21 protein-coding genes and 1 tRNA gene are annotated in these 23,016 nt (G+C 45.6%); 9 read left to right on the top strand and 13 right to left on the bottom strand.

Annotated features, from left to right (window positions below; translation table 11 throughout):
* The first annotated feature begins 337 nt into the window (after nt 1-337).
* Nucleotides 338-760 (top strand): RNA polymerase-binding protein DksA, encoded by a 423-nt coding sequence (dksA, locus tag MDMS009_RS00820; RefSeq protein ID WP_008290108.1) that lies wholly within the window; start codon nt 338-340, stop codon nt 758-760.
* A gap of 95 nt (nt 761-855) precedes the next feature.
* Here dksA and MDMS009_RS00815 read toward each other — a convergent pair whose 3' ends face one another.
* From MDMS009_RS00815 to MDMS009_RS00805, 3 genes are all read right to left on the bottom strand, one after another.
* Nucleotides 856-4,899 (bottom strand): translocation/assembly module TamB domain-containing protein, encoded by a 4,044-nt coding sequence (locus MDMS009_RS00815; protein WP_008290000.1) that lies wholly within the window; start codon nt 4,897-4,899, stop codon nt 856-858.
* A complete protein-coding gene (locus tag MDMS009_RS00810) occupies nt 4,899-6,647 on the bottom strand; it encodes an autotransporter assembly complex protein TamA (protein ID WP_008289873.1) in 1,749 nt (582 codons plus the stop codon). Before MDMS009_RS00810 ends, MDMS009_RS00815 begins: the two co-directional genes overlap by 1 nt.
* Nucleotides 6,648-6,733: 86 nt before the next feature.
* Complete coding sequence (locus tag MDMS009_RS00805; protein WP_008290038.1) at nt 6,734-7,651, bottom strand: AraC family transcriptional regulator; 918 nt, start codon at nt 7,649-7,651, stop codon at nt 6,734-6,736.
* Nucleotides 7,652-7,805: 154 nt separating this feature from the next.
* Between MDMS009_RS00805 and exaC the strand changes: the two genes are divergently transcribed.
* From exaC to MDMS009_RS00785, 4 genes are all read left to right on the top strand, one after another.
* A complete protein-coding gene (exaC, locus tag MDMS009_RS00800) occupies nt 7,806-9,326 on the top strand; it encodes an acetaldehyde dehydrogenase ExaC (RefSeq protein ID WP_008289941.1) in 1,521 nt (506 codons plus the stop codon).
* 134 nt (nt 9,327-9,460) lie between these two features.
* The gene (gene acs / locus MDMS009_RS00795; protein ID WP_008289988.1) at nt 9,461-11,425 is read left to right on the top strand and encodes an acetate--CoA ligase; all 1,965 of its coding nucleotides are present in this window, start codon (nt 9,461-9,463) and stop codon (nt 11,423-11,425) included.
* A complete protein-coding gene (locus tag MDMS009_RS00790; RefSeq protein ID WP_008290073.1) occupies nt 11,425-11,826 on the top strand; it encodes an RNA-binding S4 domain-containing protein in 402 nt (133 codons plus the stop codon). The genes acs and MDMS009_RS00790 overlap by 1 nt, the downstream gene beginning before the upstream one ends.
* A gap of 2 nt (nt 11,827-11,828) precedes the next feature.
* A complete protein-coding gene (locus MDMS009_RS00785; RefSeq protein WP_043887691.1) occupies nt 11,829-12,260 on the top strand; it encodes a MazG nucleotide pyrophosphohydrolase domain-containing protein in 432 nt (143 codons plus the stop codon).
* Here MDMS009_RS00785 and MDMS009_RS00780 read toward each other — a convergent pair.
* From MDMS009_RS00780 to MDMS009_RS00770, 4 genes are all read right to left on the bottom strand, one after another.
* Nucleotides 12,257-13,078, bottom strand: coding sequence for a formate dehydrogenase accessory sulfurtransferase FdhD (locus tag MDMS009_RS00780; protein WP_008289845.1), 822 nt, complete (start codon nt 13,076-13,078; stop codon nt 12,257-12,259). The genes MDMS009_RS00785 and MDMS009_RS00780 overlap by 4 nt on opposite strands.
* Nucleotides 13,071-14,078: a GTP 3',8-cyclase MoaA gene (moaA, locus tag MDMS009_RS00775; protein ID WP_008290101.1), complete on the bottom strand. Its 1,008-nt coding sequence runs from the start codon at nt 14,076-14,078 to the stop codon at nt 13,071-13,073. Before moaA ends, MDMS009_RS00780 begins: the two co-directional genes overlap by 8 nt.
* Before the next feature lie 12 nt (nt 14,079-14,090).
* A complete protein-coding gene (locus tag MDMS009_RS15975; RefSeq protein ID WP_081443573.1) occupies nt 14,091-14,315 on the bottom strand; it encodes a YgaP family membrane protein in 225 nt (74 codons plus the stop codon).
* A 70-nt stretch (nt 14,316-14,385) separates the two neighbouring features.
* Nucleotides 14,386-15,057: a Bax inhibitor-1/YccA family protein gene (locus MDMS009_RS00770; protein ID WP_008289959.1), complete on the bottom strand. Its 672-nt coding sequence runs from the start codon at nt 15,055-15,057 to the stop codon at nt 14,386-14,388.
* A gap of 158 nt (nt 15,058-15,215) precedes the next feature.
* Here MDMS009_RS00770 and MDMS009_RS00765 point away from each other — a divergent pair.
* The 3 genes from MDMS009_RS00765 (at nt 15,216) to MDMS009_RS00755 (ending at nt 16,682) form a co-directional block, all read left to right on the top strand.
* Nucleotides 15,216-15,305 (top strand) — tRNA-Ser (locus MDMS009_RS00765).
* Nucleotides 15,306-15,730: 425 nt separating this feature from the next.
* Nucleotides 15,731-16,156: a hypothetical protein gene (locus MDMS009_RS00760; protein WP_043887690.1), complete on the top strand. Its 426-nt coding sequence runs from the start codon at nt 15,731-15,733 to the stop codon at nt 16,154-16,156.
* Nucleotides 16,157-16,295: 139 nt separating this feature from the next.
* Nucleotides 16,296-16,682 (top strand): hypothetical protein, encoded by a 387-nt coding sequence (locus MDMS009_RS00755; protein ID WP_081443572.1) that lies wholly within the window; start codon nt 16,296-16,298, stop codon nt 16,680-16,682.
* Here the strand turns inward: MDMS009_RS00755 and cmoB are convergent.
* From cmoB to tsaB, 3 genes are read right to left on the bottom strand one after another with little or no spacing between them, the layout of a single operon-like run.
* Nucleotides 16,679-17,650 (bottom strand): tRNA 5-methoxyuridine(34)/uridine 5-oxyacetic acid(34) synthase CmoB, encoded by a 972-nt coding sequence (gene cmoB, locus MDMS009_RS00750; RefSeq protein WP_008289970.1) that lies wholly within the window; start codon nt 17,648-17,650, stop codon nt 16,679-16,681. The two genes, MDMS009_RS00755 and cmoB, sit on opposite strands and share 4 nt — an antisense overlap.
* Nucleotides 17,647-18,381, bottom strand: a complete 735-nt coding sequence (gene cmoA, locus MDMS009_RS00745; protein ID WP_008289889.1) for a carboxy-S-adenosyl-L-methionine synthase CmoA — start codon at nt 18,379-18,381, stop codon at nt 17,647-17,649. The genes cmoB and cmoA overlap by 4 nt, the downstream gene beginning before the upstream one ends.
* Nucleotides 18,381-19,061: a tRNA (adenosine(37)-N6)-threonylcarbamoyltransferase complex dimerization subunit type 1 TsaB gene (gene tsaB, locus MDMS009_RS00740; protein ID WP_008290068.1), complete on the bottom strand. Its 681-nt coding sequence runs from the start codon at nt 19,059-19,061 to the stop codon at nt 18,381-18,383. Before tsaB ends, cmoA begins: the two co-directional genes overlap by 1 nt.
* 271 nt (nt 19,062-19,332) lie before the next feature.
* Between tsaB and MDMS009_RS00735 the strand changes: the two genes are divergently transcribed.
* On the top strand, nt 19,333-19,572 hold the full coding sequence (locus MDMS009_RS00735) for a hypothetical protein (RefSeq protein ID WP_036313510.1): 240 nt from the start codon (nt 19,333-19,335) through the stop codon (nt 19,570-19,572).
* On the opposite strand, the gene MDMS009_RS00730 is transcribed toward MDMS009_RS00735, so the two are convergent.
* The 3 genes from MDMS009_RS00730 to MDMS009_RS00720 all read right to left on the bottom strand — a co-directional run bounded on the left by MDMS009_RS00730 (nt 19,573) and on the right by MDMS009_RS00720 (nt 22,959).
* Nucleotides 19,573-20,145, bottom strand: coding sequence for a YceI family protein (locus MDMS009_RS00730; RefSeq protein WP_008290032.1), 573 nt, complete (start codon nt 20,143-20,145; stop codon nt 19,573-19,575). It abuts the gene before it with no gap.
* On the bottom strand, nt 20,142-20,705 hold the full coding sequence (locus MDMS009_RS00725) for a cytochrome b (RefSeq protein WP_008289899.1): 564 nt from the start codon (nt 20,703-20,705) through the stop codon (nt 20,142-20,144). Before MDMS009_RS00725 ends, MDMS009_RS00730 begins: the two co-directional genes overlap by 4 nt.
* A gap of 79 nt (nt 20,706-20,784) precedes the next feature.
* Entirely contained in the window at nt 20,785-22,959 is a 2,175-nt protein-coding gene (locus MDMS009_RS00720; RefSeq protein WP_043887689.1) for a YgiQ family radical SAM protein, read from the bottom strand.
* Nucleotides 22,960-23,016 lie beyond the last annotated feature (57 nt).

Below are 23,016 nucleotides of genomic sequence, written 5' to 3'. Positions count from 1 at the left end.
AAGTGATAATGCTGTGCTTCTTGCAGCCATCGGATGAAATGCAATAAATGAAAAAAAGTCTCGTCTTAACGGTAAAATTGTGGCAACGTTGTTAGAACGAGTTTTAGCCTGAAAAGCAGTCAAGACCGGCATCGAGCCATGCGCGATTACGGTAAAAGTGCAGCTTGAAGCGATTCATTATTCAACATAGTGACAGGTATCGAAAATAACCGATTTTAATTGCTTTATTAGGCATTTTTGGTAATCGACATACGTTAAAATAGTATATTAGTTTTGCACGAGCGGGGTTCATCTGGTATAGATTCGCCCTTGGTTTTAGAAAGTATGAGGTTTGAACATGGAAAACACACTGGTTGAAGCTAAAATTACTCCTTATCAGGAGGAAGCTGGTGAGGAATATATGAACGATGCTCAGGTAGAGCATTTTCATAATATATTGATGACCTGGAGAGCACAGTTACGCGAGGAAGTCGATCGTACCGTTCATCATATGCAAGATGAAGCGGCTAACTTTCCTGACCCTAACGACCGTGCGACTCAGGAAGAAGAATTTACGCTGGAGTTACGCACACGTGACCGTGAACGTAAGTTAATCAAGAAAATCGACGAGTCATTAATTGATCTGGAAAAAGGCGACTATGGTTTTTGCGAATCATGTGGCACCGAGATCGGTATTCGTCGTCTTGAAGCACGCCCTACGGCGACGTTGTGCATTGATTGCAAAACATTAGACGAGATTAGGGAAAAGAACCGCGTCTGATGAACAACGGATACACGTTGTTGCAGAGCATAGTAATGCTTTAAAACCTCATACGCACAAAAAGAGCCCTGCTAGCCAGGGCTTTTTTTTGTCTGCTATTCCGGTACGCCTCGCTCATAGGAATAAAGCAGATCAACGCCACTTTCAGTACCAGACTCGGCTTTTAACGACCAAATCTTGCTTAATTGATAACGCAGCTCTACGGTACTCACCGAGTCAAACACACCAATGCCATAGCTCAGGTATATTTTGGGTGAGAGATATTTACCCACTTGCAAAGCAGCATTATCAGCACTATCGCCCTGTACTGAAAACTCATCTAAGCCAAAGGTACTGGCAATTTGGTCGCCCATCATTGCACCATTTTGCAGTCCAAGCCCTGAGGCCGCAGAGGCCAGAATGGCTGCATCGGTTGCACTGGCCTGTTCTAAAGGCTTACCCAGCAGAATATAGGACAAGATATTATCCTGAGTCATATTCGGTTCAGAGAATAGGTTTGCTTGTGGCGATGAGGCATAGCCTTCGATATGTAAACCGGCTTTATAGTCTTTACCGACTCTGACGGCTTTGATATCCAGCTCTGGGTTATCAATCGCGCCGCCTGCAAAACGAATACTGCCATCATCCACTTTTAATAACTGACCATAAGCAAGATAACTACCGTCTATAATCTTAATTTCGCCATTGCCCAGCAAAATGTCATTGGTATTACCACTGACACGTAAATCGCCTGCTAATCGCCCTTGAAAGCCCATCGCTTTCAGTTTGACCTTATCACCAAGGATGATCTTGATATCAAGCTCAGTGGTCGGGCCAGTCTGCTTTGCAACAGGTTCATCGCTGATAATCACCACATCCCGACTCGGACTGACCGTTGAATTAAACTGGGTGGGTTCTAGTTCTGCCTCTGGAATATCCACCCTGCCCGTCACTTTTGTCAGTTTTGGAGTGACCAGTATGGTCAGATCAGGCTCTGCAATAACTAAGGCTTCTGGGGTGTTCATAACAGTGAATTGCTGGGCTTTTAAGGCTGTTTTCAACGCCCAATCTGCATCGTTCAGGGTAAAGGTGCCATCACCATTCAACTCGCCTTGACCAGACCTAGCTTGATAATCAAATACGACCTGATTCAGGTTGCCATCAATATTCGCTTCAATTTGTGTTAGCACGATACCCGCATCAACAATCGCTACTTGGCCATCACTTAAGCTTGCTTTGCCCTGAATCTGCGGCTGGGAGGTAGTACCTGAAATCGCAAGGTTAAGATCAAACTGACCACTCAGATCCGTAAATGCGGGATGAGACAACTGCAACGCTGATAAATCCTCAATGGCGGTAGTCATTTTGCCATTAATCGCTGATGGGCCTTTATTTTCGATCAGTTGTGCCAAAGCAACCGTCTCAAAATCAGCGTCAACGGCTGACACGCCATCTACATTTGGTTCTAAATGAAGGCTAGCCTGAGTTTTTTCAGCGTTTAGTTGATAGCGTAGCGAAGTATTGTTTAAAGCAATCGGCTTTTGCTGATTTAAGGCGCTTTGTTCAAGCTTTAGCACCGCATCATCAAGGAAAATTTTGCCTTCGCCTGTAATCGCCTCGCCTTTGTTGGCTATGGCATTAAAGTCACCACGCAAGGTGCCTTGTAATTGCTCCAACTCAACGGCAAAGGCCTCAAACAAGCTAAGTGGCAACGCACTAAATTGGCCTGAGGTTTGCCAGCCGTTCTCATTATTATCTGCTGCCAGGCAAAATTCACCGTTAGCTGAGGCCCAGCAGTGCTGGGGAATATACTGCTCAGTGGCACTTATTTTCAGTTCACCTTGCTGTTGTAATGACCATTTACCGGCTTTAGTATTCTCCAGATTGAAGCTAGTTAAATTACCTTGCCATATTGCTTCGTTCAGCCCGCCTGAGGCAGCGATTGCCAGTGTCATCGCTTCTGATTTTACATCAACCGTAATGTCATGCTTTTGCTGCTTTCCTGTCAGATCGAGCGAGAGTGATTCAATGGCTAATTCCGGTAATGTCAGCCCTGTCACGTCGATGTGTGTATCAAGATCAGCATTGTCCGACATAGCAAGATTGATCTGCCCACTGATCGTTTGTGCCTCAATATCTTGATAACGAATATTGTCACCGGATATTTCGGCTTTTATTTCGGGCGTTTGCTTACTCCCACCGATACTGCCTGAGGCATTCATCCTGCCGGCAATATCGGGGTAGAAGTCTTTTAAATCAGGCGATTTAAGCAACCAGTCAAACGCGATGGTGTCTTGCTGCATTTGGCCGTTGGCTTGCAATGAAGAATTACCGGACTGGAGCTGTAGTTGCTTAACAGTGAGTAATGCCTCGGTGTAATCAATCTCACCGCTCAGTTTGAGTGGACGTTCTCGCAACGTGCCGTCAATAGCAATATCACTTGCCTTAACATGAATGTCGGTCTCAGGCTGATTATTGACCCGTAGCTTTGTTTTACCTGATAGTGCGCCTGGCCAGTCAGCCAATAATACGCCGGGGTTCATCTTATCGAGACTCAGTACGCCATCGATCAGCACTGTTTCAGACCACAATAATTGACCTTGATAAAACAGCTTGCCATCAGCAAGGGCAATATCAACGCGAGATTGTTCAAACCCTTTGTCTATTTGGCCTGATGCGTTGGCATCGACATTCATCGCGACACCATCAACCAGTAGATCAGCCTGAGTTGTGAGGCTTAGTAGCTCAGGGGTGCCATTCAAGGTTATCTGACCTTGTTGTAGTTCAACCGCTACCGTTGTCAGTGACGCAGGCAATTTCATCCCCTGCCAGTCAGCATTGAGTTGATATTGCAGTGGTGCTTGTTGCCAGTCTAACTGGCCATCTGCGGTTAATTTACCGTCAAAACCATCAACTTGCAGTTGTTTGATTTGAATAGCGGAATCAGTCCCTTGGGTTTGAGCAGAGACACTGAGTTGTTGTTGCTCGACCTCAAGCGCTGTATCGACATTCAGCACATAGTCAGCGGCAGTTCCTGAGAACATCACGGTACCGTTAGCACTTTTGCCGATGATATTCTCCCCGACTAATGGCCATTGCAGGTTTTGCCAAACGGCTTCTAAATCAGCACTCGGCATCTCGTCTTGTAGACTGATATCGCCCGCTATTTCAACATGACTCTGCTCTGAAACGCTCGCTTTGCTGTTGATGGTCCACACCGAGAAATCATCTGATTCAATAGCTGCGGTTAATGCTAATGGCGGTAAGTCAGCATGCTCTACCGTGCTGACTAGATCGGCTGTTAACGCCGTTAAATCACCTTGTGCTTTTAAGCTAAAAGCTTTTAGCTGCGTTTGCTGTTCAGGAACAATTGCCGCTATATCAATAGCATCAGCATCAACGTTAAGCGACCAATGCAGATCAGACAATACATCGGTAATTGTGGCCGATTGTTTGGATAACAACGGTTCACTCAGTGTTTGCGTTAGCGCTAGCTGCTCAATATCACCTTCTAGTCGACCGACAGCCTGAAACGGACTCGATAAAGCCTGTTTCACATCAATGACATAGCCAAGATCGGTTGTATAAGGTGATTGCAAGCCCAGATTGCCCTCAAGTTGTAGAGCAATATCATCACGTTCAAGCTGCAATTTCTTGATATTCAGTATGTTGCGCTGCACTGTTAAAGCGCTACTTAGCTGCTTTACCAGCACTGTTTTTTCATTTGTAACCGATATCGTTTGCAAGTTATTGACTTGTAGTTCGGCAATCTCGACCCGAAGCGGTATGTTCACCTCAGGCAAGGTGATGGCCTCTGTTGGTGCATCTTCTTCGTTTGACTCTGCACTGTAGAGATTAATGTCATTTACTGTGAGACGTTCGATGAGCAAGGTTGCTTTTAACAATGCTGCCGGCTGCCAATTCAAGGTCAGCTCAGCCACCTCAGCAACCGTTGTATCGTCAGTTTTATAGACAATACCCTGTAACTGGATAAAATCGATAAGGCGGCCTTCGGCATGCTCAATCTGTAGCTCAGGGAGAATACGTTGAGTGAGTGAAACCGCAGTTAGTAAGCCTGACTGAGTGGAAACTAACCAAGCGAACAGGCTAACAAGCAGAACAACAACAATTAAAATCGACCACAGAAACTTACGCCGCATTAAAGATCCGGTCCTATAACAATGTGTAAACCAATAGGCTCGTCGGAATCAGACAGACCTTTTGCCAGATCCACACGTATTAAACCAACCGGTGAACGCCAGCGAACACCAATGCCTATGCTGTATTCAATCGGATCACTTAAACTATTGTATGCATTACCAAAGTCAGTGAAGATTGCTCCGCCCCAATCACCGAGAAACATGTTTTCATATTCCAGACTACCGACAGCGAGGTAACGGCCACCTTCTACTTCACCATCATCGCCTTCTGGGCCCAACGATTGATAGTCATAACCGCGGATACTATTATCACCACCGGCGAAGAAACGCAGCGAGCTAGGTAATTGTTCAAAGTCACTTACCTCAGTAGCACCAATGGCAGCACGCGTGATGATGCGACTATTTTCACCAAAGGCTCGGATGTACTTACCGCGAAGCACCACTTGGCCAAAGGTAATATCTGATAACACCGCTTCCGAAGCACCGGACAAGGCAAGTGATAAACGACCACCGTGGCGCGTATAAAGCGTGTTATCAGCCCAGGTTCTGCTCCAGGAGACACCGGGAATGAGCAATAATGCTGACTCACTGTCGTCGGAAACATCAAAGTCTTCTTGCAACACTTTTAGTGAGCCGGTTTCATCCCAGCCCCAGCGTTGCCGCTTGTAATAGCTACCTATCGCAAAAGACTCGCTTTCGCTGGTATCCGTATCAACTTGTTTATATTCTGTATTGAAGCCAACGGTGTTTATCGTGTCACTCCAAAATGGCATGACGTAGTCCGCAGACAGGCTGTTTTCCACTTGCGATAGTCTTGCATCCGCATTAATACGATGACCACGATCATTCACATAGCGATTTTCCCAGCCTAAGGCTAAACGCGCCCCCGTATCAGTGCCATAACCAACACCGGCAGTGTAAAGATGTTTAGGCTTTTCTTTCAATTCAAATTCAAGCGGGACTTTACCGTCGTGCCTTTCATCACGCTTGGTTCGTATCGACACCACATCAAAATAACCGCTGTTACTAAGACTGCTTCTAAACGCGAGAACGTTGGCGTCAGTATAGGGATCGCCGGCATCAAATGGCTGAAGCTTTGATAATAAATGCTCCCCTATCACCGTCTCAGGAAAATGTATTTCATCGAACAGGTATCTTGGCCCAGATTTATAATATAAATAAATACCTGCCGCTTTATCCTCAGGTGTTACCTCAATTGAAGTTTTGGTGAATTCGCCATCAAAATAACCACGACTTGCCGCCAATCGTAGGATGGCTTTTTTGGCACTTTCATACTCTTGGTGATTGAGTTGTTGTTCTGGCTGCAGCGTAAAGTCAGCCAATAAATCGGTAAAGGCTGGGTCCGTTTGTGCTTCACCACTGAGTTGAATATCGACGTTTTTGAGCAACACAGGTTCACCCAGCTCAATAGCATATAAGGCTGTCCATGTATTTTCAGACTGCTGCAGTTCACCTGTAATCGTAGGATCATAGTAGCCATACACGGTGAGCATCGTTGCCAATTCTTCAAAGCTGGCGTCATGAAGCTTTTCAACATAGCGTTGACTGATTCGCTCACTGTTTTTATGGCGTTCTATGGTGAGACCGTTACGTAAGGTCTCTGCCATCGTGTTTTCAACACCGGTTATTTCAACAGACAAGCGCGTCTCTTCTTGTGCCTGAATCGTCAGGCTAAATAGAAGACAACATAAAGCAAGAAACTGTGAGATGGCTAAGGTAATCGGCAAATGAGTATCCGTGTTGAAAGTCGTATAACAACACCATTATGACAGCCCTAAGCAGGCTTGCCGATGATTATAGAAAGATCCAATAATTAATTATTAGTGGTTTTCTGGCGGTATGCGCTTGGTGCGCAGCCAAAGAAGCGAGTAAAACGTCGACTAAAATGACTTAAATCATTGAAACCAAAGCTGTAACAGGCGTCGGTGACACTTTTACCTGCTTGAATGGCCTCTGCAGCTGACTTCAAGCGCAGTTGCTGTTGAAATTCACCCGGTGTGCAACCTAATTGCTTTTTAAACTCGACGTAGAGTCGACTGCGACTCATGCAGGCTTTACGACACAGTTGCTCAATATCTAATGGCGCAGCAAGATTTTGTTCAAGGCAATGTATCGCTGCGGTAATCCCTGATGCATCAGGCGCTTGCTGACAGTAACTCAACAACACATCCCTGCCTTGTTCGCGTAATAAACGAATCACTAGTTCTGTCACACTCAAATCGAGCATGATTTCTTTATCAGGATTATCGGCGGTATAGAGCATCACCATTTTTTCCAGTAACTGCTGCGTATCACCGGTATGGTGTTTATGAATAATTTGCGGACGATATTCCCAGCTATGGTCAACAATGTCTAGCGTTGTCAGGTCGCGCATACGCTCAGATAAACTATCAATGCGATCTTTTGATATTTCTATTGTCAAACACGTAGTCGGTGCCGATTCATTGGCATCAGGAAAATCAATTTCAACATAGTCGCCGGGAGGCAGTACATACGACTCATGAGGCAAAAACAGTTGGCCCTGCTGATGATGCAGATCATGCATTACCTTACGGCCACTGACCATGCCACAGAATAAAAGTTGATCTGCAGCCAGACCAACGCCTTTGGCGGCACGGTATGTGTCGTAAATACTCAGCTCTGAGTCTGGCCCCGCAAAACGAAGCTTATTCTCGACCAGTAATTGTCGTTTTTCTCGTCGTTTTGCTAACGAGAGTTTCTCAATCTGCATCGTGTTATCTTTAATAGTGTTGTAATAAGATTTTGGAACTCTTCTGGACTGTAAGTCAAGTAATTGAGAATTACAGTCAAGCACAATGATGAAGCTCGGATTTATCCTGCATCATTACTTATATATAAATTATTAGACAGAGAGAGATAAAAACATGATCTACGCAAAACCAGGAACTGAAGGTGCCGTCGTCAACTTTGACGCGCGCTATGAAAACTTTATTGGTGGCAAATGGGTTGCCCCAGTTAAAGGTGAGTACTTCGATAATATTACGCCAGTCACCGGCGAAGTATTCTGCCAAATCCCAGAATCTACCGAAGAAGATATTAATTTAGCCCTTGATGCGGCGCATGCCGTCAAAGATCAATGGGGCAAAACATCAGTTCAAGAACGCTCAAGAGTCTTGCTGAAAATTGCTGATCGTATTGAAGAAAACCTCGAAATGCTCGCTGTTGCGGAAACATGGGATAACGGTAAAGCCGTCCGTGAAACGCTAAATGCTGACGTGCCGTTGGCGGCAGATCATTTCCGCTATTTTGCCGGCTGCCTGCGTTCGCAAGAAGGCACCATGGGTGAAATCGATGAGAATACCGTTGCCTATCACTTCCATGAACCTTTAGGTGTTGTGGGTCAAATCATTCCGTGGAACTTCCCATTACTGATGGCAGCATGGAAACTGGCACCCGCGCTGGCCGCCGGTAACTGCGTTGTCATGAAACCAGCGGAATCAACACCGGTTTCTATTTTGAAATTAATGGAAGTTATCGGTGACTTATTGCCAGGCGGCGTACTCAATATCGTCAACGGCATGGGTCGTGTTGCCGGGGAAGCATTAGCCTCTAGCACACGTATCGCCAAAATCGCTTTCACAGGTTCAACACCTGTCGGCTCGCACATCATGAAACGTGCGGCAGAAAACATCATTCCTTCCACGACAGAGTTAGGTGGCAAATCACCTAATATCTTCTTTGAAGACATCATGAATCAGGAAAAAGACTTCATTGAAAAGGCTGCTGAAGGTATGGTCCTGGCTTTCTTTAACCAAGGTGAAGTTTGTACCTGCCCTTCTCGTGCATTGATTCAAGAAAGCATTTACGACGAATTCATCCAAATCGTAATGGAACGCGCCAAAGCAATCAAACGTGGTAACCCACTGGATACTGATGTTCAAGTCGGTGCTCAAGCATCTCAAATGCAGTTTGAAAAAATCTTGGGTTATGTTGATATCGGTAAAGCAGAAGGTGCAGAAGTCCTGATGGGGGGTTCTGTAGAACAATTAGGTGCTGAATTCGACAGTGGCTATTACATTCAGCCAACGCTGATGAAAGGCCACAACAAAATGCGGATCTTCCAGGAAGAAATCTTTGGTCCGGTTGTCTCAGTCACCACCTTTAAAGATGAAGCTGAAGCATTGGAAATCGCCAACGATACCGAATTTGGCTTGGGGGCCGGTTTGTGGACCCGTGATATGAACCTGGCATACCGTATGGGACGAGCCATTCAGGCTGGTCGTGTATGGACTAACTGTTATCACGCCTACCCCGCTCACGCTGCCTTTGGTGGCTACAAAAAATCGGGTGTTGGTCGTGAAACGCACAAAATGGCGTTGGAACACTACCAACAAACCAAGAATCTGCTGGTTAGCTATAGCACCAGTCCGCTGGGTTTCTTCTAGAAATCAACTAAACAAATCACTCTCCCTTAAGTTCACTCGCTTTTGGGGGAGTTTTTTGTGTCTGCTTAACACGCCATCTCAACCGTTGTACAGTGGTACTCTGGCTGAACATAATAATGAAAAGGTGTCGCTATATGGCTCAAGAAAATATCGAATCAACCTTACACGAAGACCGTCAATTCCCCCCCAGCAAAGCGTTTGTTGATACGGCTTCACTGCATGCAGAACAGCTTGAAGCGTTGTATCAACGCGCTGAACAAGATCATGAAGGTTTCTGGGCAGACGTTGCCCGTGCTGAAATTGATTGGAAACAACCTTTCGCAAAAACACTAGATGACTCCAATGCACCACATTACCGCTGGTTTCCAGACGGCAAACTGAATGTGTCGTACAACTGTCTGGATCGCCAATTAGAAAAAAATGCTGATAAGACAGCCATCATATTCGAAGGCGAACAAGGTGATGTTGAACACATCAGCTACCGTGATCTTCATCAACGGGTATGCGTCTTTGCTAACGCGCTGAAGGCTCAGGGTGTTACCAAAGGTGACCGGGTTGTTATTTATATGCCAATGATCACCGAAGCGGTGATTGCGATGCAGGCTTGTGCCCGTATTGGTGCAATTCACTCGGTCGTGTTTGGAGGTTTCTCTGCTTCATCATTAAAAGACCGCATTGAAGACACCGGTGCAAAACTGGTTATTACTGCCGATGGTGGTCACCGTGGTGGCAAAATCGTTGAGCTGAAAAACACCACCGATCAAGCGCTTGATGGTGCGTGTGACACGGTCGAAACGGTTATTGTGTTCAAACGTACCGGCCATGATGTGCGAATGAATCCAAGCCGTGATGTCTGGTGGACAGACATCACGCGTGATCAACCCGACACCTGTGAACCAGAGTGGATGGATGCTGCTGATCCGTTGTTTCTGCTCTACACATCAGGCTCGACCGGTAAACCCAAAGGTATTCAACATGGCTGTGGTGGTTACTTGCTTAATGCCATTACCTCGATGCGTTGGGTGTTTGATATCCAAGACAGCGATGTTTTCTGGTGTACTGCTGATGTGGGCTGGATTACGGGTCATACCTATGTTGCTTATGGTCCGCTTGCCACAGGCGCAACCCAAGTTATCTACGAAGGTGTGCCAACCGTACCGGATGCGGGCCGCTTCTGGGATGTTTGCCAACGTCATGGCGTCACTATTTTCTACACGGCACCTACTGCTATTCGGGCTTTGATGAAAGTGGGTGATGATGTTCCTAAAGGTTACGATCTGTCTGCATTACGTTTGCTAGGCACCGTAGGTGAACCGATTAATCCTGAAGCCTGGATGTGGTACTACAATGTCATTGGTGGTGGTCGTTGCCCTATTGTCGACACCTGGTGGCAAACCGAAACGGGGGCTCATATGATAGCCCCGGTTCCAGGCGTGACGCATGCTAAACCGGGCTCCTGTACCCGACCATTACCGGGTATCGATGCCGCCATCGTCAATGATGATGGTGAAGAAATCACCAAAGCAAATCAAGGTGGTTATCTGGTAATACGCAAACCTTGGCCATCCATGATCCAAACTATTTGGGGTGATGACCAACGCTACAAAGATACTTACTGGCCCTATTTCGATGGTAAGTTTTACCTCGCAGGTGACAGCGCTCGTCAGGATGTCGATGGTTTCTATTGGATCATGGGACGCATTGATGATGTGCTAAATGTCTCTGGTCACCGACTGGGCACCATGGAAATTGAATCCGCTTTAGTTGCTCACCCTAAAGTTGCTGAAGCCGCAGTTGTGGGTCGTCCCCATGATGTTAAGGGTGAAGCGGTGTTTGCTTATGTGGTGTTGAAAGGTGAGCGACCTGAAGGTGGTATCGACGATGAGATGACGCAAGAATTGCGTAATTGGGTGGGTACTGAAATTGGCCCTATCGCCAAGCCGGATGATATTCGTTATTCGGACAATCTACCTAAAACCCGTTCAGGTAAGATTATGCGCCGTCTGCTTCGTGCTATTGCCAAGGGAGAAGAAATCACGCAGGATACTTCGACACTAGAAAATGAATCGATATTACTGCAACTCCAAGGTAAGGCTTAATGGCGAAACAGGACACAAGTTCTGAATCACAACGATTAGATAAATGGTTATGGGCTGCGCGGTTTTATAAAACCCGCAGCCTTGCCGTTGAAGCCATCAACGGTGGCAAAGTTCATCTCAACAAGCAACGTGCCAAACCCAGCCGTACGGTGCGGGTTGAAGATACTCTGACTATCTCAAAACCACCTTACGAATTTGAAATTATTGTAGCGGGTCTCAATCTGCAACGACGTCCAGCGACAGAAGCGCAACAACTCTATCAAGAAACACCTGATAGCCAGAAAAAGCGTGAAGCGTTGCGTGAGCAAATCAAAAACGAGCCATTAGGCTTCCGTCAGCAAAAAGGTCGCCCTAGCAAGCGGGATCGACGTCACATCATCAAGTTCACTCGTCAAACGTAGCGATGTCAGAAAAAGAATTCATACTTAACCGGGTAGATTGCGATCAGAAGGATACCCTGGCGTTTGCTGTTGCTATGCAGAAAAAAGCAGCGGAAATAGGCTTTGACTGGCCTGATATCAGCGGTGTCATCGACAAAGTTCAAGAAGAACTTGATGAGTTAAGACACGAAATCAACAACCATTCGGCTAAAAGTCTCATTCAGTCTGAATTAGGCGATTTGATGTTTGCCTGCTGTAATCTGGCAAGACATCTTGATATTAATCCTGAGCAAGCATTGGCGGGTTGTAACCAGAAATTCTATCGTCGCTTTAATTATGTTGAAACCCGTGTCAGTGCTGAGGGAAAACGTTTTTCTGATTATAGTCTGACTGAATTAGACAGCTTCTGGGATCAAGCAAAACAACTGGAAAAGCTCGACGAAATAGACAGTTAGTTTGCCGTTTGTGGCAACTGAAACGCTTCGATACCGTTATAGACGAGAAAGTGTCGCCCCTTAGCTCGTGCCACCATGCCAATACCAATCTGCTGTGCTAGTTTAAGCCCCATCTCAGTCACACCAGAGCGTGACAATAGTAACGGTACTTGCATCTGAGCGACTTTGATCACCATTTCGGAGGTTAAGCGCCCCGTTGTATAAAACACTTTATCGTGACCTTTTATATTATTCAGCCACATCCAACCTGAAATCGCATCTACTGCGTTGTGCCTACCAACATCTTCGACAAAAATCTGAATATCAGTGCCTTCACATAAAGCACAACCATGCACGGCCCCGGCCTGCTTGTACATTTCATTGTATTCGGTCAAAGCCTTCAACACCGCATAAAGTGACTCAGCACTGAACCTTGGACACTGTAGTTTCAGATCAGATAAAGAGTCCATCACATGACCGAACATAGTGCCCTGCCCACAGCCGCTGGTTACCGTTCGTCGTGATGTTAATTCGTTGATATTATCTTTTGGTGTTCGTGTCGTGACAGCAACGGCCTCAACATCCCAATCAACCTGTATGGACTCAATATCATCAAGCTTATCCACCAAACCTTGATTACGCAGATAGCCCAGTGTCAACAACTCAGGTTGAGCCCCTAGCGTCATCAAAGTAACAATTTCAATGGTATTGAGATATATCGTCAGAGGACGTTCACCAGTCAAAGCCATTTCTCGGCTTTCACCGTTTTCGTTAATAACGGTTGTTTTGTGTAGCCGGTGAATACCAGCATTGGTCATTTGCGGTTGGTAGTTAACCACCCGTGACACTCATATGCCGGAAAATAACCGGTTTTGCTTCAATATCAAAGTCATGACCTTCCGGTTTGATATCCATCGATTTCACAATGGCAGACTTAAGTTTGTCCATATCGCCCGGATGGCGTCGAATAATGTCACGCAGGTCCATAGAGTGCTCTTGGCCTAAACAAAGCAAGAGACGCCCTTCTGTTGTCACCCTGACACGGTTACACGTGCTACAGAAATTATGGCTATGCGGTGATATGAAGCCGATACGGCTATTGGAACCAGCGACTTGATAATAGCGTGAAGGTCCGCCCGTTTTGGCAATACTTGGCTGCAAATCAAAGCGTGTTTGTAATGTCTCTAGCACTTCGTCACTAGAACAATAACTCTCGCCGCGTTCATGATCGACGTGCCCTAATGGCATTTCTTCTATGTAAGAAATATCCATCTCGTTATCGATGGCAAATTGCGCCAAATCGATAATTTCATCTTCATTACGACCTTTCATGATGACCGCATTGAGTTTAATGCGTTTGAAGCCGGCTTGTTTTGCCGCATCTATGCCAGCCAATACTTGCTCAAGCTCGCCCGTTCGAGTCAAGGCTTTAAACTTGTCGGCTTTCAGGGAATCCAAACTGATATTGATACGGTCTACACCGGCTTTAACTAGCGCCTCAGCATGTTTTGGCAACTGAGAGCCATTAGTCGTCAGCGTCAGCTCATTAAGCGCTGTATCATGCTTTAACTGCCCTATTTGCTCAAATAACCAATCAACATTGCGGCGAATCAGTGGTTCACCACCGGTAATACGTACTTTTTCCACACCGAGTTCGCAAAAAGCACGCATCAGAAAAACGATTTCCTCTAATGTCAGCAACTGCTCACGTGGCATGAACGTCATTTCTTCGTCCATGCAATAGACACAACGAAAATCACAACGGTCGGTGATCGACATACGCACGTATGTCACTTGCCTTCCAAAGCGATCCACTAATTGTGTTGGTAATGAAGTCATTTCTGTATCCGTTTATTTACCGGGCTGTTGTTGATCCGGCAAGTCACAGGTTTTATCAGCAGTGGAGAAGCCAAATAATGCATAACCACCACAACGGCCCGTCAGACCGTTAAGCAATAATGCAGCTCCTAATAAGAACCAGAACCACCAACTCTGATAATACAACGCAACCATCATTATAACTACGCCAGAGAGTATCCGTAAAAGACGATCCCATTTTCCTAAGTTTATTTTCATTATTGTCTCCATAAAAATAAACCCCGCGAAGCGGGGTTTACTTAGAAAACAGTTTGATTCAGTTAGTTCATCAATCGTCGCCAGCAAAGGCACCCAACAGATGTAACAAACTGGTAAACAGGTTGTAGATACTGACATACAGCGTTACCGTCGCCATTATGTAGTTAGTTTCACCACCATTTACGATTTGGCTTGTCTCAAACAAAATCAGACCTGCCATCAGTAATACAAACATCGCAGAAACCGCGAGTGACAAACCGGGCATTTCGAAAAACACAGCGGCTAAGCCTGCGAGAAAAGCGACCAAGATACCGACAAACAGGAAACCGCCCATAAAACTAAAGTCTTTCTGACTTTTTACTGCATAGGCAGATAAAGCAAAGAAGATAATGCCAGTACCGCCCAGCGCCTGCATTACAATTTCATGGCCATTAGGCAGGCCTAAATAAGCATTAACAATCGGCCCTAATGTGAAGCCCATAAAGCCTGTTAGAGCAAATACAGACACCAAGCCCCATGCGCTGTTGCGCAACTTAGCCGTCAGGAATAACAAACCAAAGTAACCTACCAGCGTTAAGATTATTCCAGGGTGCGGTAAATTAAATGCCATAGACAGGCCTGCTGTCATAGCACTGAATACCAGCGTCATGGCTAACAAGCTGTAAGTATTTCGCAAAAGCTTGTTCGTCTGTAAAACTGACTGTTGCGAACGTGCGACAGTCGATTGTGCGTTGTAATCCATCAGTATGTCTCCGTAACTAAAGTTGATGAAATATCTCAAATGCAATGACAACATCCTACTCTATAAGTTCTAAATGGCAATAGAATTACACGAGAGACAATTAATTTTGTTTTGACGGTTGTGTTACAAGGCCATGTTATGTATTATTTCGCATCTTCGGAGGGATGGCAGAGCGGCTGAATGCACTGGTCTTGAAAACCAGCAAGGTTTAACGACCTTCCAGGGTTCAAATCCCTGTCCCTCCGCCAAATATAAGCCCTAAGTCATTGCGACTTGGGGCTTTTTTGTTTCTACTGCGCCAACATGCTAATGGCCATTTCTAACGGTCTGCTTGCTTACACATTTACGTATTAAAAAATAGGCTGGCAGCCATATCCTATGCATTGCTTTCTGCTAAATGCTCACTCATTGCCTTGCTGGTAAGTATTCTCATAAAGATGGTTATGTCTGCGGGACAATCTTAATAATACTGGGCAATTTTGTCGCGATGTGATTTTCAGTTAGTTGAAGAATTTATTCTGAACTATATCCGGAATAACCAACTCGCAGAATATCTAAAGACATACCCGAGCTTATATCCTTCGCTTCTACCACTTCAGCATTTCTCCTCTAGCAGAAACTCTGTCTGGTACTTTACTGTCCATGCTGTATCAGTCACTGCAAGGAGCAAGGGATGCAACAGCTTGTCGGAGGGTTAGTAATGTGGGCAGCGAGCCTGAGTCATTACCCGGAGCCGGAGACGCCTCCTAATGTGCTTGCGGTCCCTCACGAACAGCTAGAAGAGATACTTTGTGGAGGGCAACGGTGTCATGCAGTTGCCTACTATGATCACGAATCGGCTTCCATCTTTTTTGATGAGTCTTTAAACCTGAATGACAGCATTACAGCAAAAAGTTTTGTTGTTCATGAAATGGTGCATTACCTGCAACATCAAGCAGGAAAAATGACAGAGATGCCAATGCCATGTAAGGAAAGGATCGCACTTGAACGAGAAGCCTATATCACTCAACAAAAATATCTAAGGCAACACCACACGCTCACTTATCAAGTTCAAACAGCCTTGCGTCTCCTTGGTAATATCTGTAAAACGAATGAATAAATTAGAACGTTGTGACGCAGTTAACGGTAACATTCAGTCGGTTTCGGGAAAAAACTCCCGACTTAATAGGATGATTTGCTCATCCGTGAAAATGCCAACCGTATTTTAATAACATACCCGTATTCCATAATGAAACTATATGTCGTTTAAAAGGTTACGTTTTTTGGGGGTTACCTCAATAACCGCTTTCGTATTTATCACCAGTGCTGACGCTTCCCTCGATTTGCTCGCGGGCGTTGAGGCCGGTATTGATACCGAAACGTCGATGACAACGAGTGATCTGCAACAAACACAAAAAGTGCTATCAACCGAAGCGCTTGGTACACGTCATTATTGGTTAAATGAACAGACGGGCACAGCTTATGAGATCGTCATTGATCATCATTACTCCTACGGTCACTACCCTTGTCTCGCTTATGAACTCACGATTAAAAAAGAACAATTCACTGAAGTGAAGTCATTGGATGCTTGCAAAAATAGCAGTGGTCAATGGATTTCTATTTCCTCTGGCGCAACCACTCTCTAGGGCGCAGTTGCGATAAATACGCCTCGCATGGGCGCCGGATAACCTTCTATGGTTTTAGTGTTGTCCGTAGGGTCGAGGTAGTCAGCTAAAGATTCAAACGTCATCCAGTCAGTACGTCGCTGTTCATTAAGAGACGTCACATTTTCATCAACACAGCGCACATTCTTAAAGCCACATTTACGTAGCCATAACATCATGGTTTCAGCTGACGGAATAAACCAGGTATTTTTCATCTTGGCGTAGCGAGTTTCTGGCATCAATGTCATGCCTAGCTCACCCTCAATAATGAGCGTTTCCAAAACCAGTTCACCTTTCGGACGTAAGCAGCTTCGCAACTCCATTAAATGTTTCAATGGTGAACGTCGGTGATATAACACACCCATTGAAAAAACCGTATCAAACAACGACAAATTTTCCGGCATATGTTCGATGCCAATGGGTAAGACAAAATGTTTATCACTTTTAATAAAGTGCTGCATTAATTGGTACTGCATGGTGAACACAGCCGTCGGATCAATGCCAATCACTAATTCAGCCCCTTCCCCTTGCATACGCCAGCCGTGATAGCCGTTGCCGCCTCCGACATCTAGTACACGCCGGCCGTGTAAGGACTGAATGTGTGGTAAGACACGATCCCACTTCCAATCTGATCGCCACTCCGTATCAATGTCGATACCCAACAGGCGATACGGCCCTTTACGCCAGGGATGGAAGGTTTTGAGCAAGTCCACCAAGGTTTCCCTCGGAAAGCCGTCCAAATCGCCTTCTGTACCAATATCGACACGGTTTTTTAATTCCATTGTTGATAAATCAACATTGGGCAACGCATTTAACGCTTCTTGCCACATAGGCATTTTACCGTGACGTCTCACTGACAACTGCGTTTCTATTTGGCTTTGTAACTGTTCACGCCACGCCGATAAGCCCATATCATCCAGATAATTGAAAAGCGGTTGATAGACGCTCATTTAACCGCCACCAATGAGACAAAGTTAAAACACTGGAACCATTTTTCGGTGAAAGTAAATCCAGCTGACTGTAATCGATGTAAATGCGTGTCTAACGATTCAGGAAGTAGCACTTTTTCCAAGGCTGAGCGTTTTTGACTGATTTCCATGTCGCTATAGCCATTGTCGCGTTTAAAGTCATGGTGTGATTCGATATGAAATTGATTGAGCTGCGTGTCATCAAAAGCTAACTTTTCTGACAAAATCAACACACCACCGGGCTTCAACCCGTCGTAAATTCGCTGGACTAAGGCTTGTCTCAACTCAGTCGCAATAAACTGTAAGGTGAAATTCATGACCACCACAGACGCATTATGAATTTCAATATCAGCGATATCGGCACAGATAAGATCAACTGGGGTTGGGGAATCGTCGTTTGCAGTGAAAACCAGTTTGGCTTTATCAATCATCGCCTTGGAGTTATCCACTGCGAGAATAGAGCATCCGGAGGCGTTAATGCGTTGCTGCATCGATAGACTAACAGCCCCTAAAGAACAGCCCAGATCATAGCAATAGCTATCCGCGACGGCATATTTAGATGCCAAAATGCCGATATTCGAAATCAATGTGGCATAGCCAGGAACGGAGCGTTGAATCATGTCTGGAAAGACGTTCACCACTTTCTCGTCAAAACGAAAATCGACCATCTCGTCTAAAGGGGAAGCATATATATCATCCTGCTTAGTGACCATTATTGCTCACCTTTCTTTTTAGCCACATTGTCTCGTAAGTAAACAGGGACAGCCTGCTCAGCAGAAATTGTTTGTCCCTTTTGAGACGCTGCAAATGCAAGCTTGGCAATCGCCGCAGCCGTAGGTAGTAAAGCTTGTTTGTCACTGATGTTCTGGGAGAAATTTTGTGTTAATACTACGCCGTACTCATCCCACCCCGTACCCGCTGCAAACCACTGCGCATTATCGGCAGGGTGAAATTTATCTGGCGCACACACTTGTTCTTCGTCTAGCTTTTCTGCCAAACCATTCTCTGCAACAAAGTGGGCAGCGTAAACTTCGCCCATTCTGGCATCCATGGCAACGGCTATCCGCGTTGCCGCATGATTATCTATAGCGAGCTGTGCTACTGCTGCCATCGTCGATACAGGAATGACAGGTAGTTGCCGTGCAAAGGCAATACCTTGTGCAACACCAACACCAATTCGTACACCTGTAAAAGAACCCGGGCCACGCCCAAAAGCGACAACATCTATATCCGCTAATGTGCATTTTGCTTCAGCCATAACGGCATCCAACATGCCCAGAATCTTTTCTGAGTGACCACGTTGGGTTAGTTCTGAACGCTCGAAAATTTTGCCATTTATCATAACGGCGGCAGAGCACATTTCTGTGCAGGTATCTAATGCAAGAATATTCATAAAATGCGGTATATCAGGTCATTTGGCTGTAACAACACAACATTATAATGCAAGCGTCTGATTCAAAGGAGTTAATCATGGCGCTGATTATTGATTTAATTTACGTTTTCCGTGAATTGATTAAATTAGTCTTTGTTGTTATCACGTCCCCTTTCGGCTTGGTGGGGAGTTTGCTGATGCTGGGGAGTAGTTATTAATAAGCAGGTTATTTTTTATTTAATTCAATCTGTTATAGCATGGTGTTGTCAGATCAGTTTCAGGAGAGATCGATATGGCAACACAACATTTACAATCACTTGAGTTAGCAGCACAGGGCGACTGGGATGGCGCACATCAAATAATTCAAGTTTATGATGATAATCTCGCTTGTTTGGTGCATGGATACTTGCATCGCATAGAAGGCGATAATGGCAATGCTGCTTACTGGTATCAACGCGCCGGGCGTTCATTACCAGCAAACAGCTTGCATGAGGAGTTTGACCAGCTTTATACGCTAGCTAAACAAATTTGATTATTGTCTAATACCTTCAATAGAAAGCGTTAAATAGACTTCCTGTGATGCCGGTCCCAACATGCTCACATCAATACCATAATCGGCAATGGTGAATTTTGTTTCACCGACAAAGCCTGCGCGGTAACCACCCCATGGATCGTCGCCCTCACCCACTTTTTCAACAGGGAAACTGAGTTCTTTGGTAACGCCATGTAGGGTGAAATCGCCAACCACGACTAAACTTCCGTCTTCCATCTTATTGAAAGACTTCGACTTGAATGACGCTTGCGGATACTCCGATGTTTCTAAAAATTTCTCACGAAGATGTTTATCACGCTCTGCAAAATTGGTGTCGACACTAGCCACATCTATCGTGACATCAATGGTTGACGCTTCAGGATCATCTGCATCGTAGCTAAATGTGCCAGCAAAATCGTTAAAACGACCACTCATCCAGCTATAGCCTAAATGCTGGATTCGAAAATCAACAAAAGCATGTGCTTTTTCTGTATCGATCACATAGTCCGCAGCCTGAGCGGGTAATAATGCCGATAAACCCAGCATAGACATTGCCAAAATAGTTTTCTTCATTCAAGTTCTCCTGTGTTAATTCCGAGCATGCGTTTTAGTGTTGCGTCTTTATCTATAAAGTGATGTTTTATCGCAGCCAGCGCATGTAGAGTTGCCAAAGCGATAATGAAATATCCGCTCCATAAATGGATCAGCCCGGCAGGGTCAACCCAATGTGATTTATCAGAAAATAAAGCGGGAATAAGAAGCCAGTCAAAGAGGTTGAGACTGTCACCTTTAGCTGTGACCATAACGTAGCCGCTGATAAATAGAGCAAGGATTGAGAGATTCATCAACTTATGTACGAGTTTAGCAACAAGGTGTTGCCACAGCGGTGTAGAGCGGATATCAGCGGGCGATTGTCGAAACAGTGTCCAAACCCAGCGCATGATGACCAGCAATGCGGTGATAATGCCGATACCCTTGTGCCACCACGGTGCCTGATAATACCAGTCGTCGTAATAGCCCAAATCGACCATCCATAGGCCTGAGACAAATAACGCCACCGTAAAGACGGCGATAAACCAGTGTAAAGCTATGGAGAAAAAATCATAGCGCCGTTCAACTTGTTTCCAGTGCATTGCATTCCTGTGCGTAACTCAGTATTCATCAACAGACCAAGTTCAAACCGAAATGTTTCTCAAATAAGAAAAATAATTATTATCGACGACGTCTAGCCGGCTTAACTTTTCCTGGACGCGTGTGCTGTGTTTTAAATTGACCGCCTTTGTTTGGCGTTTTGGCCTTGCGAGTAATACGCTTACCTTCAGCCTTGCCGCCGGTTCCTGCTGGCTGCCAAGAAGGAATCAAATGCTTCTTACCGTTACCAATCAGATCGGCTCGTCCCATTTTCTTCAGCGCTTCCCGCAGCATCGGCCAATTTTCGGCATCGTGATAACGCAAAAAGGCCTTGTGTAAGCGTCGTATTTTTATGCCTTTAGGTACAATGATATCACCGCCCTTCCGTCTGACTTTATGCAGTGTATCTTTGCCTGAGTGATACATCGCTGCGGCGGCTGACATCGGTGACGGCAAATATGCCTGAACCTGATCCGCGCGGAAACCATTGCGTTTCAACCACAATGCCAGATTCATCATATCGTTATCGGTCGTGCCTGGATGTGCGGCAATAAAGTACGGGATCAGATATTGTTCTTTACCGGCTTCTTTCGAGTATTTATCAAACATTTGTTTGAATTTGTCATAGGTGCCGATACCAGGCTTCATCATTTGCGATAAAGGCCCTTCTTCAGTGTGCTCTGGTGCAATTTTCAGATAGCCGCCAACATGATGCGTGACCAGCTCTTTTACATATTCAGGTGACAAAACAGCCAAGTCATAGCGCAAACCTGAAGCAATCAGGATTTTTTTAATGCCCGGTAATGAACGAGCACGCTTATACAAATTGACGAGTGGCGTGTGGTCAGTATTGAGGTTTTTACATACGCCGGGATACACGCACGATAAACGCCGACAGCTTGACTCAATTTCTGGGTCATTACACGCCAATCGATACATATTGGCTGTCGGACCTCCCAAATCTGAGATCACACCGGTGAAACCCGGTGTAGTATCACGAATCGCTTCGACTTCTTTAATAATAGAGTCTTCGCTACGGCTCTGGATAATGCGTCCTTCATGCTCGGTGATCGAGCAGAAAGTACAGCCACCAAAACAACCGCGCATGATGTTGACCGAAAAACGGATCATTTCATAAGCGGGTACATTCATTTTGCCGTATAAGCTATGCGGCACACGACTATAAGGCAGGTCAAAAACTGCATCCATTTCTGCTGTTGTTAATGGAATCGGTGGTGGATTCAACCATACATCCTGATTGCCATGCTCTTGAACCAGTGCCAGTGCATTGCCCGGATTAGTCTCCAGATGCAAAATACGTGAGGTATGTGCATAGGTAACCGGATCGTCTTTCACCTGATGATAAGCTGGCAGGCGAATCACTGTACGGTGTGCGTTTCGTGGTGAAACACGGTGAATTTTGATGACATTGCCCGCCGTTTTCTCGGCTTTGTCTTGTTCGGTCTTCGCTTTTTCTTCGGCGCAGCTCTCTTCTGTCTGCATTTGATACGGATCAATCGGCGGGTTTAATTTGCCCGGCGTATCCACCGAGGTGGAGTTCTTTTCCCACCAACCTTCTCGTTGACCTGGCTTCGTTGTATACGCCGTGCCACGAATATCGGTCAGTTCTTTAACGGATTCGCCAGCAGCTAATCGATGGGCAATTTCAACCACCTGACGCTCACCATTTCCGTACACCAGCAAATCTGCTTTCGCGTCCATAATGACACTGCGACGCACTTTCTCGGACCAGTAATCATAGTGGGCAATTCGTCTTAAACTGGCTTCAATCCCGCCGATAACAACAGGCACACCTTTAAACGCTTCACGGCAACGCTGGCTATACACCACCACACTTCGATCGGGTCGCTTACCACCCTCGCCACCGGCAGTGTAGGCATCGTTGCTTCGGATCTTACGGTCAGAGGTATAACGATTGACCATCGAATCCATATTACCGCCGGTTACACCGAAAAACAGATTCGGTTTGCCCAGCTTTTGAAAATCCTCGGCGCTGGTCCAGTCAGGTTGGGAAATGATACCGACGCGAAAACCATGAGACTCCAGTAAACGCCCAATCAAGGCCATACCAAAACTGGGATGGTCTACATAGGCATCGCCAGTCACGATGATAATGTCACAGGAATCCCAGCCGAGCGCATCCATCTCTTCTCGAGTCATCGGCAACTCGGGTGCGACACCAAATCGGTGGGCCCAAAATTTGCGATAGGAAAATAGATCAGGCGCGGCTTGCATAAGTCCTCGGGGAATAGTCGGTAGAAACGCTAATTATTCTACCAAATTCAATTGCCT

This window comes from Methylophaga thiooxydans DMS010 (assembly GCF_000156355.1).
GTDB lineage: Bacteria > Pseudomonadota > Gammaproteobacteria > Nitrosococcales > Methylophagaceae > Methylophaga > Methylophaga thiooxydans.
The sequence above is the reverse complement of the archived record's forward strand: the minus strand, read 5'-3'. Positions and strand labels throughout refer to the sequence as shown.